The organism is Arthrobacter sp. Y3221114 (genome assembly GCF_059092625.1).
In genome coordinates, this window is record NZ_JBNHHW010000004.1 from 80844 (window position 1) to 93373 (window position 12530).

A 12530-nucleotide genomic window follows, 5' to 3' on the forward strand; every position below is an offset into this window, starting at 1 on the left:
GTAAATTTAAGCTCTGCAATATTCGCGATCGTCACCACGACTCTTGTAACTCTATCGCCGAGCGCGCGCTACAAGTGATGATTTCGGCCCGATCGCCCTCGTTATCTTTTACCTGGCTCTAGGGTTCGTCCTCTGACAACACATTCTTCAGTAAATCTGAAGGCTAAGGGACGAGAATGAAGCATGGTCGCGCCCGAAGCACCGACACGCGCTCCGAAGAGCAAGTTGGAGCGCATCTCTGACCACGCCACTTGGTGGGTACCTATAGTGGCTTTGCTGCCTGCCAATATTCTGCTGCCGAACGCGGACTTGGGCGCCCGAATCTTATCCGGGCTCGTAGTAGTCGTCCTCGTCGAGGCCCTGCTGCTCGTCGGCGTGAGACGCGACAAGCGCAAGCGCCTGACCGCGGATATCGAAGAACACGGGATCATTGACTGCCTCCTCCGCTATCCAAATGCTGTGCCCGGGTCACTGCGCGACCGGTGGGCACCCGGGTCAGCTCAGCTCAAACCAGGCACGATCGTTTTCCGGGAGGGCAACATCATTGACCCCTTTGGCTTAAACAAAGTCATAGGAGCGCCTCGAATCCTCGAAGTGCAGTCATCCCCCGAGCAACGGGCGCTGCCTCCGCAGAGGCGGAAGGAGCTCCGAAGGAACCAGCGGGTGGTGAGTATCCGGACCAAAGACGGTGACGTGGAACTGGCAGCGGATGAGATGAGCCTCAAATCCTTGGACAAGCTCGTCTACGGAACAGACCATGGCTATTAGGTCGACTTCCGCCAGCGGGTGCAGCACTGTGGCGTGGACCGCCCGTCTTGACGACCACCTGTACAGGCCGAGCGCCTTGAGCACCACGCTTTAGGGGCTAGCGACGAGCTCCACCGAGTAGCCTTCCGCTTTTTCATAAAGCTGCCTCAGGTGTCCGCCATGCCATTCCAGCCACAACGCGTCCGCTGCCCGCGTCACCTCTTCCACACGGCCTTCCCTGACTGGCTTCCCATCCTTTCGGATCTGAACGTGCTGGCCCGTCAGCTCTTTCCAGTTGTCTACCGTCATGGGAGACCTTTCCTCAGTCTTGTGCAGTTTTCTTGACTCATAGCGGGTTATAGGAGCGGCAGACCAAGGAATGTCCGTCGCTTAGGAGATGTCGCCCTCGTTCGGCAACATCCCCTGCTGGCTTCGTCCCTGATGCGGGGGGTGCCGGACCCCGCCGACAATTGCGCGCAGTAAGGATCAGGGGTAGAGCCCGCGGGTCAGGTGCGCCTGTGCCACACGCTCGACGGCCGTCACTGTAGCGGCTTCGCGTAGGTTCAGGCCGCGCTTTGACGCAATGGACAGGACGTTCTCCCACGCCGCCAACATTCGGCGTTCCAGCTTTTCTTCAACCTCGGCGGCAGTCCACCAGTAGGCTTGATTGCCCTGCACCCACTCGAAGTAGGAGACAATGACGCCGCCGGCGTTGGCGAGAATGTCCGGGACAACGAGCACGCCCTTGTCCTGCAGAATGACGTCCGCAGCCGACGTGGTGGGGCCGTTGGCGCCTTCCACGATGACCTTGGCGCGCACCTTGTCGGCGTTTCCGCCGTGCAGCACGCCTTCTACTGCTGCGGGGACCAGCAGGTCCACCTCAAGCTCCAGCAGCTCATCCGAAGCGATGGCACCTGCGCCGGCGAAGCCGACGACGCTGCCCGTCTCCTTAACGTGGTCTTGCAGGGCACGGATGTTCAGACCGTCAGCATTGTGGATGGCCCCATACTGGTCGCCCACAGCCACTACCCTGACTCCGGCATCGGCAAGGAACTCTGCAGTTCCGGCTCCCACCTTGCCAAAGCCCTGAACAGCCGCGGTGCTCTGCCTCGGATCAAGCCCGGCGTGGGCAAGCGATGCCAGAGCGACGTGCACGACGCCCTTGGAGGTGGCGCTCGAACGGCCGAGGGAGCCGCCAACGCTGACAGGCTTGCCCGTCACTACGCCTGGAACCGTGTAGCCGACGTTGACCGAATAGGTGTCCATCATCCATGCCATGGTCTGCTCGTCCGTGCCGATGTCGGGCGCCGGCACATCCTTCTCAGGGCCAATGATGGGCAGAATTTCACTGGTGTAGCGGCGCGTTACCCGCTCCAGTTCCTGCTGTGAGTAATTCCGTGGATCAATAGTGATGCCACCCTTGGCACCGCCGTAAGGGACGTCCAGCAGCGCGCATTTCCATGTCATCCACATCGCCAGTGCACGCACCTCATCCAACGACACGTGCGGGCTGTACCGCAGTCCCCCTTTGGCGGGTCCGCGGGAGAAGTTATGTTGCACGCGGTAACCGGTGAGAACCTCAACGCTGCCGTTGTCCCGGCGCAAGGGAATGCTGACGGAAAGCTCCCTGCGAGGCTGGGCCAGCAGTCGGTGCAGCCCTTCGCTGTATCCCAGCGTTCGGATTGCTGAAGCAAGCTGCCTATGGGCGTTCTCCAGTGGTCCCGCGTCCTGGCTGGGAGCCGGCGCGCCTTGCCCGGATTGTGCGGTTGATGGAGATAAGACAGGCGTCGTCATTGACAGATTCTTTCTTGGCGTAGGTGTTCGAAGAGTGCGTATGTGACGCTACAAGGGCACGCGGGGGCCGTCAGTGTGCGACTGCACAATGCAGCGTGACGCAACTAGCAGCTTCGACAGCGCCCACTGCCTTACGACTGGACTGAACGGTGAAACGATGCCCACACCGCTTCACCGCCTGCCTGAACCAGATCAACGGCGCAGCCAGGACAAACCCACATTTTCTCGACCTCAGCACCCGCCGATGCAATCGTCATCTTGCTAGCGGGCAGCCCATGGTGGTCGTCGCCGGAGAGTGAGAGGGGTTGGAGGTCCGCTCATCCAACCCCACTCAAATCCGGGGTCACTTGCCGGAGGTGGTTATGGATGTGTTGGTGCAACAGGAAAGGCACAGCGAAGGCCCGGCAAACCTGGGCGTCCATTTACCGGGTGCATCCTCGGACCGTGTCACTGATCCGGGCTCGGATTGGCGTGCGAAACTCTGGGAGTTGCAGCCTGTCAGGGGGAACTTGGCCGTTTAGATCTTCGGGAGCTCCGGCGGTCGGTGCAGTCAGCGACTGTCGCGGGTTTGGAATTCCTCATCGAGCTCAAAGTGCCGGAACTCCGTCTCTGGGTTGGGTTCACCGTCAGCAATGACCTCGTAGTCGAGCTGACGCTGGATCTGGCTGTCCAGGACCTGTAGCTGCCGATCCATGACCACGGCCAAGTCCTCGGGAAAGTGTTCCTCTGGGGTTAGATGCAGCTTGTCAGTCATGGTGCCTCCGTGCCGGGGTGTGAGATCTGGGCTGCACTAATACTACGGGTGGCGGAACGGCCCGCCCCCCTGCCGGCGGCACGGAGGATGGTGGCGGTGACGGCGTGCTCGTTCGTCAGTGAGGTCTCACTGCTAGCGGAGGAGGGCGTTCTTCTGTCGGGACTTCGTTTTGGAGCTCTGTCCGCAGTTTGTGCAGGTGATGACCAAGTTCTTGGATGTTGTGAAGACGGGAATGAAGAACAGGGTGAGTTTGGTGGCGCGTTCCTGCAGGTGATGGTGGACGAACCGGCCGCAGTACTGGCACGTCGCCATCCGTCCGGGCAGATCGCGAAGGGCGGTCTTAAGACCGAAGAGAAGAAACATGGTGTGTGCCTTTCAAGGTTGTTCCCGGTCTGTCCCGGGTGGTGTGGGCACCGCGAGGTGGTTCTCCTTATCTCCTGGCGAGATCAAGCCGCCCTTCCCAAGGTAGTAAGCATACTTGCTGATTGCCTGCTTAACGCAGAGCGAAAAAATTCGAGGGCACTTAGGTCTGGTCGTTAGCCGCTGCGTGCAACCATCGAAATCGTCGCCGTCGGCCGTCGCCGGGACCCGACCCCCGTGGCCGACAGACTCGTGGCCGTGTCCCTGCAGCACAGCTGCTGCCGAGCCGTTCGCATTCGGCCGCAGCACCAAGATGACAGCGAAGTGTTGACGCGCCCAGCCCAGGGCGGTTCGCGGTCGGCTATATGGCAACGCCCCGCACCTTCGGAGTGCGGGGCGTCGGTTTGAGCAAGTGTTAGAGCGGGTGAATGTTCTCGGCCTGCAGTCCCTTTTGTCCCTGGACGACGTCGAACTCAACTTTCTGGTTTTCTTCCAGGGAGCGGTAGCCGCTCGCGGCGATGGCCGAGAAGTGTGCGAACACGTCCGGCCCGCCGTCGTCCTGGCTGATGAAGCCGAACCCCTTTTCGGCGTTGAACCATTTGACGGTGCCTGTTGCCATGCTGATCTTTTCCTTCTGGAACGGCTGCGCCGACTCCCCCAACGGGAGCTGCCCGCGACCGCCCACCTTTAACCTAAGTGAGCGCTGGACTCGCAGCAAGAGCAAACGACGGGCCGGCAACTGCCATCCGTATCTTTCGAGATCCTGGAAGTGAACCCGAGCCACTGACCCCCGGGACAATGAACCGCCCCGAAGACGATCACCTGAGCCGATAAAGCCCCGTCAGTACACGCCTCCGTCCACAACTAGTGCTTGGCCGGTCATATAGGTGGAACCGTCCGAGGCGAGGTACACCACGATGGGCGCGATTTCCTCCGGTGTTCCCTGACGGCCCATGGGTACGACCTGTTTGACGATGCGTTCCTGCTCCTCCGCACCACCCATAAACTCGATTGCGGGCCGGTTGAACGGAGTGTCGATCCATCCAGGGCAAACACTGTTAACTCTGATGCGGTAAGGCGCGAGCTCCGGGGCTAATGCCTTCGTGAAAGCCACTATGGCGCCTTTGGAGGCGGAGTAGGCAGTCAAGCCAGCACCTCCCTTCACTGCAGCCAGCGACGCCATGTTGATGATCGACCCGCCTCCCTGGTCGCGAAGGACAGGTACGGCATGCTTGACTCCGAAGAAGCAGGAACGGGGGTTGACCGCCATGAGCAGGTCCCACTGATCCTGCTCGAAGCCGGTGATAGCCCCCGAGCGCTGGGCCCCTGCATTGTTGAACAAGACGTCGAGACCACCCATCGTCTCTGCGCCTTGCTTTACGAGCGCCTCTACGTCGCTCTCTCTGGTGACGTCAGTGCGGACGAACTCTGCTGTGCCGCCCTGACTACGGATTTCCTCGACCACACGCCAGCCGTTGTCCTCGTTGATGTCGGCCACAACGACGGCCGCACCTTCTTGAGCAAACGCTCTGGCGGTGACCGCCCCAATGCCCGTTGCTGCCCCTGTGATGATCGCCTTTTTCCCCTGGAGCTGCATGCATTCCTCCTACGAGGTGAGGGCCGCGAGCGCGGCGGCGGCAATCTCGTCGTCCTGGTCAACGGTTCCCCCGGCGACTCCGACGCCACCTACGACGTCCCCCGCGATCTCCAGGGGCCGCCCCCCACCGAAGGTAACGAGTGGGCGCTGGTGTGTGTACTCGAGCCCGTAGAGGGGTTGACCTGGCTGGGTCAAAGGTCCGATGTCCTTCGTTGCCATCTTCATCGAACACGCTGTGTAGGCCTTCCCCACCGAAATCTCGGTGCTAGCCAGGAGGGCTCCGTCCTGCCGCGCGAACGCAACCAGTTCACGCCCGGAGTCGACGATGGCCACGCTGGAGGGGGACCCGATCTCCGTGGCCTTGTCAAGCGCCGCTTCCAGCGCCTGCCGTGCTTGCTCGTAACTCATTCCCATCGGTTTCTCCTTGTCATCGATTGAGATCACTGCCATGGGCCGCAGCCCGAGGGCGAAAGGATGACGTCTTACTCCTGGGGCAGTCCAGGACGCACATGGGTGCGCTCACGGGAGACCAGTGCCCGGTCACGGTCCTTAAACCGACCCACCGTCTCGCGCGTGAACAGCGCAATGATGATTGCCGAAATGATAGCGACCGCCACCAGGAAGTAGAGGCCGTAGAAGTACCCGGTTTCACTTTCAAACCCGCCGCCGAGTCCAATCAGCCATCCGAGGACGAGCGGGGAGACGCCTCCAATGTAAAGGAAGAACAGAAGAATCGAATTCGCCGTCCCCATGGCACCCGGCTCTGCCGAGTCCGAGCCGAAGGCGTAAAGGACGGGGAAGATGGCATTCGTCGCAAGCCCTGCGATGAGCTGCACCACGATCAATACGGTCAGGCTCACCGCCGAAAAACGCAGAAGATAAAGGCCGATCGCCAGCCACACAAATGCGATGATAAGGCTCAGCTTGCGGCCGATGTAATCGGAGACAACACCCCAAAAAATCTGCCCAATACCGCCGGTGATCGTGAACACCGCACTGTACGCGGCGGCTTCCGCGAAACTGAAGCCCCCTACGAAGGCGATGTACTGCGGCAGCCAGAAGCTGATCCCGGTATAGATCATGATCCCGAACATCGATGCCAGCGCGGGAACCAAGATGTTCGGATTGGCCAGGCTTCGGCGCAGCGCACCGGGTTCGGCGTGACGCTGCTCGGCGCCGGCCCCACCTGCCAGAGGCTTCGTCAGCCCGGCGGCCTGGGTGTCGTTTTCGAACTTTTGGTAGCGCTTCGGAGAGCTATACCACCACCAGCCGATCCAAATGGGGATCATTGCCAGCGGAATGATGAGGAATACATACCGCCAGTTCTCCGGACCGAAGGTGGCCAGAATCGCGCCGGTGGCGATGGCACCCAAGCCGGTGCCCCAAGGATACGCGGCATGCTGTATCCCGAGCGCCAGGCCCCGTTTTTCCACGGGGTACCACTCGACCATAGACGTGACCTCGACCGCTTCGCCAGCACCGCCGAAGGCGTTCTTGATTGACTGGATGACGACAACGTGCCAGATCGTCTTCGTGAGGGCGACTATGCCCGTGAGAATGGAGAAAACGAAGTAGCCAGCCGCGACGATCGCGTTGCGGTACTTGCGTGCCCAGCCATGCCCGCCCCGATCAAACCAGGCGCCCGCGGGAATCGCGACCAATGCCACAGCTACCGTCACGATCGTACTGACGACGCCGGCCTCCTCCGGTGTTAGGTCGAACTCTTCGACCATCGGGGGCAGGACGTAGTAGAAGATTTGGCGCGTATTCGCGTTCATCGCATATACGAGCCACAGGAAAATCAGCGCTCCAACTGCGGTTGCGGGAACGCGGCCCCGATTCCTGGGACCTTCCTGCGCCGGCCGGGTGGCCGACTGGTCCTTGTCTGCCATTTCGCCTTCTCCTCTCCAATCAGGCTGTCACCGTAGTGATTTAGGCGCTTTCCAATGGCCTTGGTCCTGGGAGGCCGCCAAGGCAGCGGACGTGCAGGGGGTAGCCTCGGTTTGCGGCAGATAGCGGGCCGCAAGGCTGCTCCGTCTGGGATTGCTGTTCATGCCGGCACCAGAGCCAATGGGCGGACCGGTGATCCTGTCACGCCGACCATCTTGAGCGGGAGGCACAGGAAGATGAATTCCTGATGGCCGGAGGCAGCGAGCTCCTCGAGCTGCAGGTTCTCGATGATGTAAATCCCGTTGTGGACAATAAGGACCACGTGTCCCGGCAGGCTCCCGCGCTGAGGGTCCGGTTGCACGGTGTCCCACGCAACGTTGTCAGCTCCTACAGCCTGCACCCGATGATCCGCGAGCCACTCTGAGGCTTCAGCGGAAAGGCCGGCGCTTTGGAGATATTCCTCCGGTTCGTTCCATAGAGACCCGCCGCCCGTGCGGACGAGGACGATGTCGCCCGCACTCACCCAAACATGCTGCTCTGAGGCGGCCGCCTCCAGCTCATCCGCCGCAACGACTGTGCCGGCCGGAAGCCGATCCACTCCGCGATGCCGCGGGATGTCGACCAGCACGCCGCGGGCGATCATGGGGGCTATTGTCTCCACCCCAAGTTCCGTGAAACCGGTCGAGGTCTGCGTCGTGGCGTCAGCCCGCTGGCCTCCGAACATTCGCATGTCGACCGCCTGGTGGCAGAGTGCATCGATATGTGTGCCGGCGTGCTCTGCGGTGATGATCAATCCGGAGGCACTGGTCCTGGCCTCACCCAGCCCGGTTTCATGGCGTCGGTGGAGTGTGTAAATGAATCCGGGACGGTGCGCGGCAAAAATTGGCGCACCGGCATAACGGGGCTGTTCAAGGTCGTAGAACGTGGCCTGATCAAGCGTCGCCAGCAGCGAAGCCACCGCGGAAGCAGTCATGTCATCGCCCGCCTTGTGCCAGGTTTCGAGCTACGCGGCCGTGCCGGAAAATCGTTCACCAGACAGGACATGGGAGCCACCCATCACGTCTTCTCCGATAACTCGTCCGCGAGAAGCCGGCCCCCCTGACCCCAGCTCCCCGGATCGATCTCATCCAAGAGGACCACTACTCTTTCCCTCTTTGAGCCCAAAACATCTACCACGGCGTCGGTTATGGACTCGATGAGCCTGCGCTTGTCCTCCGCGGACCGGCCCGCCCGCATATGGACCTGTACGACCGGCATCTTTCCCACCTTTCAGCGATGAGGAACTTCGGCGCCCGCCTTCACCCCGGTCCCCGCCCGAAGATGATCAGCAGCCATGTAGGCGAGCGCATAGATCGTCAACGTGGGGTTATAGGCGCCGTACGTGGGGAACTGTCCTCCACCGAGAACGAAGAGGTTGGGCACGGAGTGGCATTGGCCGTAACGGTCCACAACCGAGGTGCCCGGATCGTCGCCCATCCGATGGGTACCTACCTCGTGGGTGGACACATGGTAAGGCGGCGCGGTCGGTGCCTCCCACCATTCAAGCATTCCCATCTCACGTGCGATTTCGCGCTTCTTGCCGATGATGAACTCCACGTCCTGTTCGTCGCGCGACGTCCAGTCGTGGGTGATCCGCAGCGCCGGCTGACCGAACGCGTCCTTAACCTTCGGATCCAGGTCGCAAAAGAACTCTTCGCGGGGGAACGTCGCGGTCTGGTGGTACATGCTGAAAGTACGCCGGTAATTGTCCCGCATCCAGTCCTTGAATCCCTGCCCGAATTTCGGTGCCGAGTCCGGCATATTCCGGGTGGCTTCCACCGGCTGCACATCCCCGCCAAAGCCGATAATCGGGCTGCCCCAGACCGCACCGTGACCGGAGACGAGCTCGGAGGTGTAGTCATCAACCACGCTGGTCGCAACCGCCGGACCGGCGAACGGGTTAGTCCAGTCCGGAAGCGTGCCGGTAAACCAGCCGTAGTTATGCGTCATGAAGTACTTGCCGACGACGCCGTTTCCGTCGATGCCCGAAGCCAATAGCAGCCGGGTGTTCTCCAAGGCGTATGCCGAGAGCACGACGTAGTCGGCGTCGATTTCGCGTTCCTGTTCCCGCACGAGATCGATGTATCGCACACCGGAGGCCCGCCCGGTCGCATCCCGCTTTACCTCAAAAACCCGCGAATACGGGCGGATCTCGAGGTTACCCGTTTCGAGAGCCTGCGGAATGAGGGCGACCGCACTGCTGGACTTTGCGCCAACGTGGCAGGGGTAGTCCCGGCAGAATCCGCAGTACACGCAAGCGCTTCTTCCCTGGTACTCCACGGAGTTGACTGCTGCAGGAGCAGGGAAGGGGTGCAGGCCCAGCCGCTTCGCTGCCTCCGAAAATGGTTTGTCGCCCGCCGTCATGCGCAGCGGCGGCATGGGATACTCCCGCTTCCGCGGCGGTTCGAACGGGTTGCCACCCTCCTGAATTTCCCCGTTGAGATTACCTGCCTTCCCCGCGACTCCGATCTCGTACTCGGCGCGCTCGTAATACGGTTCAAGTTCGTCATAGCCCATCGGCCAGTCAACGATGGCGGTGTCCGCCACAGCTTCCGCGCCTAAACGCTCGGTCAGCGTAGTCCGCAGGCGCAGCTCCGCGTCACGGAACCGCCACGCCCACGCGGCCCAGTGGATCGTCCCCCCGCCCACTCCGATGGAGGGAGGCACGAACAAAGGGCCGATCGCGAGTGGTCCGGCCGACCATGGTAAAACGCTTGCGGTACCGTCCTTGGTGGGCCGCCACGTCACGGGGTCGCTGACCATATTGGGGGAAATTTCCTGCCGGACGAAGTACCGCAGCTCGTCGTGCTTGACCTCGACATCTTCATCCACGTAGCGCGGACCCTTATCAAGGGCCACAACCCTCATGCCGGCTTGCGCCATCTCTTTCGCCATAACCCCGCCGGCTGCACCAAGGCCGACGATCACAATGTCCGCATGCTCAGCCATGGTCCGGCTCTCCTTTACGCTGCTCTCGCTCATGCCGCAGGTCCTGAAGGGTTACGACAGGCAGGGCCGAGGCATCAAACCCGTATTCCATCTCGCCTGCGCCGTACCCCCAATGGGCGCCAGGAAATCCCAGTAAACGCCACCCGACGGCGTTCCTGTTGCCCCCGTAGACAGGGTCTCCGAATGTCCCCTCGACCACATGCTGCCTCACCACCGCGAAAAAATACGGCAGCAATCCGAGGTCGGTCGTCTCCGCCCCGTCAGATTCCGCGCGTTCGGCACCCACCGCGCTATCCAGCCCGCTCCCTGCAAGCTGTTCCAGGACGGCATTCTGCTCTCCGTCGTCAAGCTCGACAAACGTACGCCCCTGTCGCTGAACGCAACTGTCATCAAGGGCAGCCAGGCCCACACGGTACAACTTCTGCAGGTTCCGGTAAGGGCCCGCCAGAGCGCGGTCAATATAGATAACCGCTCCGGCTTCCTGGGCCCCTGGATCGTCCTCCGACCCCGGTATTATCAGTCCGGCCAGCGCATCGATGGTCTCCGCCTCATGCGTGTTGAGGAAGGTAACCGCGCCCCGAGATCCATCCTTCGCGTCCATAGAACGCCTCCTTCGGCGTCGCCCGCGTCGAATCGCGAGATGCGCCGACGCGATGGTTGCCTCAGCGCTACCAGGGAAGACCCGGACGAAGGTTTGCGCCGCTGCAAACAACATCCCCGCAACTGCGCACCTATCGGTATGTCCAGAATTTTCCACCCGCTAATTACCCAGTGTCAACGGGAGCGCGTCGGCTCCTCAAGGTGCCCGCGTAGCGGCGCGGCGGCGGAGTCTACGCTCGGCTTTTGCAGCGGCGGGAAGAGGGCAAAGGAGATGGAACGCCGAGTGGCTTGTCCGGGTCGGCGCCTGTCATCAGTCGTGCTCGGGCTGCCCGGGCGTGGTGTGGCCAGCGTGGTTGACGGCTTCCTGAATCAACCGGTTCAGGTGGTTGTCGCTGATCGAATAAATGACTTTGCGCCCTTCCTTGCGGGCATTGACAAGGCCGCTGAGGCGCAGCTTTGCCAAGTGTTGGCTCACGATGGTGCGGGCAGATCCCGTCGCCTCAACCAGCTCCGCAACACACGCTGGTCCGGCGGTCAGGACCAACAGCAGGTGCAACCGCGTGGGTTCTCCAAGCATCCGCAGTGTCTCAGCGGCACCCTCAAGCTGGTGCCGGTTTAGTGCGACCGGGTGCCCGTGACTCGGTGCCCGCACGGAGTCGATCATGGTGCTTGCTTTCCTCAACACCTACCGGAGGGGGCAGGCCCGCGGGTTGTCGGCGCGAGATTGGTCGCCGTGGCTCCGCGCTGCAGCTATTAGGGCTTGCTCGGCCGTCCCTCAGCGTGCCGCAGGTTCTTTACGGAGAGTCGCCGGGTCCTTCGTCCTGCACCCGGTCGCGGGATTCATCCGCCCGATCGTCGTCCTCGTCCGCGGCGACGGCGTTGGCAATGAGGTCCATGCGGTCGGCCGGGGTAAGACTGTCATCCTGCTGATACTCTTCGATGTTTTCGCTGACGTCGCCTTCGTCGGCAGGCTGAACGTTTTCAGTCATTACTGCTCCTGATCCGGAGATTCTTTGGTTACGGATTACCAGGGAATCGTCAGGGGGTCCTTAACATTGTCCGCGTCGTCGGCGTCGACGGCCAGCACTTCCCAGGCGCCCTCATCCGGCGCGTACGGATTCCTATCACTGTCGCCTATCTGGCACACGTCCACAACCCCTTTGCCGCGACCCCACACCAACCCGGACTCCGCTGGGCCGTTGTCGCGCTGAACGCCATGCTGCGGCGGGACAGCGGGCGTAGCCTTGGTCCATACACTTCCCTGGCTTCAGAAGGTAAGACAATGGCCATTCCTGCCAAGACGTTGAAGCCCGCCGCCATTGGCCGGGTCGTTTCAGTGACCACGGCGGACGGGGACGAGCATGTCGGCGTCCTGACCGCATTCCACCGGAAGCAGGACGGCGAGCATTTCCTGGTTTTCCTGCAGGGAGTTCCGCAACCGGTGTTAGTACACGCCGAAGGGTCGGTCTCGGTTCACCAGCGGGTGCTCTAGCAGCGCCCCTGCGAACAAGCGGCGCCGCGACCAGGGCCTACCGTGGGGCGCGCTCCTTTCGCGCGGCGGCACGCCCGTAACTCCCGCCCAAGCGCCCCGACGGGACAGCTTTTATTAGTGCCGGACAGCGGTCCTGTCAATGCTTTTGGGCGCATTCCGGCCTTTCACATCCATCACAAAACGATGCCCGTGTCACATTTTGACAGCGATCGAAAAGCGTCGGAAAAAGGGGTTGAGTCGTGCCCGATTAGCCGTACGCTAAGACCACCTCACTGGTCGCGGCGGCGTACGAAAGCTGCCTCCTTGAG

General features: G+C 61.8%; 16 protein-coding genes. 2 read left to right on the forward strand and 14 right to left on the reverse strand.

Annotation, left to right across the window (positions count from 1 at the left end; all coding sequences use genetic code 11):
• Positions 1–183: 183 nt before the first annotated feature.
• Entirely contained in the window at positions 184–768 is a 585-nt protein-coding gene (locus tag AC5RV3_RS09975) for a hypothetical protein (protein WP_494121987.1), read from the forward strand.
• A 90-nt stretch (positions 769–858) separates the two neighbouring features.
• On the opposite strand, the gene AC5RV3_RS09980 is transcribed toward AC5RV3_RS09975, so the two are convergent.
• The 14 genes from AC5RV3_RS09980 to AC5RV3_RS10045 all read right to left on the reverse strand — a co-directional run bounded on the left by AC5RV3_RS09980 (position 859) and on the right by AC5RV3_RS10045 (position 11719).
• On the reverse strand, positions 859–1056 hold the full coding sequence (locus AC5RV3_RS09980) for a hypothetical protein (RefSeq protein WP_494121988.1): 198 nt from the start codon (positions 1054–1056) through the stop codon (positions 859–861).
• Positions 1057–1233: 177 nt separating this feature from the next.
• Entirely contained in the window at positions 1234–2541 is a 1308-nt protein-coding gene (locus AC5RV3_RS09985) for a Glu/Leu/Phe/Val family dehydrogenase (RefSeq protein WP_494121989.1), read from the reverse strand.
• 550 nt (positions 2542–3091) lie between these two features.
• Complete coding sequence (locus AC5RV3_RS09990) at positions 3092–3295, reverse strand: hypothetical protein (RefSeq protein WP_494121990.1); 204 nt, start codon at positions 3293–3295, stop codon at positions 3092–3094.
• Positions 3296–3427: 132 nt separating this feature from the next.
• Positions 3428–3658, reverse strand: coding sequence for a zinc-ribbon domain-containing protein (locus AC5RV3_RS09995; protein ID WP_494121991.1), 231 nt, complete (start codon positions 3656–3658; stop codon positions 3428–3430).
• Between the two features lie 412 nt (positions 3659–4070).
• Complete coding sequence (locus AC5RV3_RS10000) at positions 4071–4274, reverse strand: cold-shock protein (protein WP_493976944.1); 204 nt, start codon at positions 4272–4274, stop codon at positions 4071–4073.
• Between the two features lie 222 nt (positions 4275–4496).
• A complete protein-coding gene (locus AC5RV3_RS10005) occupies positions 4497–5252 on the reverse strand; it encodes an SDR family NAD(P)-dependent oxidoreductase (protein WP_494121992.1) in 756 nt (251 codons plus the stop codon).
• Between the two features lie 9 nt (positions 5253–5261).
• Positions 5262–5666 carry a GlcG/HbpS family heme-binding protein gene (locus tag AC5RV3_RS10010; RefSeq protein ID WP_494111874.1) on the reverse strand — a complete coding sequence of 135 codons (405 nt, stop codon included), beginning with the start codon at positions 5664–5666 and terminating at the stop codon, positions 5262–5264.
• A gap of 68 nt (positions 5667–5734) precedes the next feature.
• Entirely contained in the window at positions 5735–7144 is a 1410-nt protein-coding gene (locus AC5RV3_RS10015) for an MFS transporter (RefSeq protein ID WP_494121993.1), read from the reverse strand.
• 158 nt (positions 7145–7302) lie between these two features.
• The gene (locus AC5RV3_RS10020) at positions 7303–8100 is read right to left on the reverse strand and encodes a cyclase family protein (RefSeq protein ID WP_494121994.1); all 798 of its coding nucleotides are present in this window, start codon (positions 8098–8100) and stop codon (positions 7303–7305) included.
• 98 nt (positions 8101–8198) lie between these two features.
• Positions 8199–8399, reverse strand: coding sequence for a 2-hydroxymuconate tautomerase (gene thmT, locus AC5RV3_RS10025; RefSeq protein WP_493976949.1), 201 nt, complete (start codon positions 8397–8399; stop codon positions 8199–8201).
• Positions 8400–8411: 12 nt separating this feature from the next.
• Positions 8412–10130, reverse strand: a complete 1719-nt coding sequence (locus AC5RV3_RS10030; protein WP_494121995.1) for a GMC family oxidoreductase — start codon at positions 10128–10130, stop codon at positions 8412–8414.
• Positions 10123–10731, reverse strand: a complete 609-nt coding sequence (locus AC5RV3_RS10035; RefSeq protein WP_494121996.1) for a gluconate 2-dehydrogenase subunit 3 family protein — start codon at positions 10729–10731, stop codon at positions 10123–10125. Before AC5RV3_RS10035 ends, AC5RV3_RS10030 begins: the two co-directional genes overlap by 8 nt.
• A gap of 309 nt (positions 10732–11040) precedes the next feature.
• A complete protein-coding gene (locus AC5RV3_RS10040; RefSeq protein ID WP_494121997.1) occupies positions 11041–11394 on the reverse strand; it encodes an ArsR/SmtB family transcription factor in 354 nt (117 codons plus the stop codon).
• A gap of 130 nt (positions 11395–11524) precedes the next feature.
• The gene (locus AC5RV3_RS10045) at positions 11525–11719 is read right to left on the reverse strand and encodes a hypothetical protein (protein ID WP_494121998.1); all 195 of its coding nucleotides are present in this window, start codon (positions 11717–11719) and stop codon (positions 11525–11527) included.
• A 293-nt stretch (positions 11720–12012) separates the two neighbouring features.
• On the opposite strand from AC5RV3_RS10045, the gene AC5RV3_RS10050 reads away from it, so the two are divergent.
• On the forward strand, positions 12013–12222 hold the full coding sequence (locus AC5RV3_RS10050; protein WP_494121999.1) for a hypothetical protein: 210 nt from the start codon (positions 12013–12015) through the stop codon (positions 12220–12222).
• Positions 12223–12530: the final 308 nt, after the last annotated feature.

Coding starts and splice junctions, on each gene's coding strand:
- AC5RV3_RS10050 (WP_494121999.1), top strand. CDS start 12,013: ATGGCCATTCCTGCCAAGACGTTGAAGCCCGCCGCCATTGGCCGGGTC.
- AC5RV3_RS09985 (WP_494121989.1), bottom strand. CDS start 2,541: ATGACGACGCCTGTCTTATCTCCATCAACCGCACAATCCGGGCAAGGC.
- AC5RV3_RS10035 (WP_494121996.1), bottom strand. CDS start 10,731: ATGGACGCGAAGGATGGATCTCGGGGCGCGGTTACCTTCCTCAACACG.
- thmT (WP_493976949.1), bottom strand. CDS start 8,399: ATGCCGGTCGTACAGGTCCATATGCGGGCGGGCCGGTCCGCGGAGGAC.
- AC5RV3_RS10040 (WP_494121997.1), bottom strand. CDS start 11,394: ATGATCGACTCCGTGCGGGCACCGAGTCACGGGCACCCGGTCGCACTA.
- AC5RV3_RS09980 (WP_494121988.1), bottom strand. CDS start 1,056: ATGACGGTAGACAACTGGAAAGAGCTGACGGGCCAGCACGTTCAGATC.
- AC5RV3_RS10010 (WP_494111874.1), bottom strand. CDS start 5,666: ATGGGAATGAGTTACGAGCAAGCACGGCAGGCGCTGGAAGCGGCGCTT.
- AC5RV3_RS10030 (WP_494121995.1), bottom strand. CDS start 10,130: ATGGCTGAGCATGCGGACATTGTGATCGTCGGCCTTGGTGCAGCCGGC.
- AC5RV3_RS09990 (WP_494121990.1), bottom strand. CDS start 3,295: ATGACTGACAAGCTGCATCTAACCCCAGAGGAACACTTTCCCGAGGAC.
- AC5RV3_RS10015 (WP_494121993.1), bottom strand. CDS start 7,144: ATGGCAGACAAGGACCAGTCGGCCACCCGGCCGGCGCAGGAAGGTCCC.
- AC5RV3_RS10045 (WP_494121998.1), bottom strand. CDS start 11,719: ATGACTGAAAACGTTCAGCCTGCCGACGAAGGCGACGTCAGCGAAAAC.
- AC5RV3_RS09975 (WP_494121987.1), top strand. CDS start 184: ATGGTCGCGCCCGAAGCACCGACACGCGCTCCGAAGAGCAAGTTGGAG.
- AC5RV3_RS10000 (WP_493976944.1), bottom strand. CDS start 4,274: ATGGCAACAGGCACCGTCAAATGGTTCAACGCCGAAAAGGGGTTCGGC.
- AC5RV3_RS09995 (WP_494121991.1), bottom strand. CDS start 3,658: ATGTTTCTTCTCTTCGGTCTTAAGACCGCCCTTCGCGATCTGCCCGGA.
- AC5RV3_RS10005 (WP_494121992.1), bottom strand. CDS start 5,252: ATGCAGCTCCAGGGGAAAAAGGCGATCATCACAGGGGCAGCAACGGGC.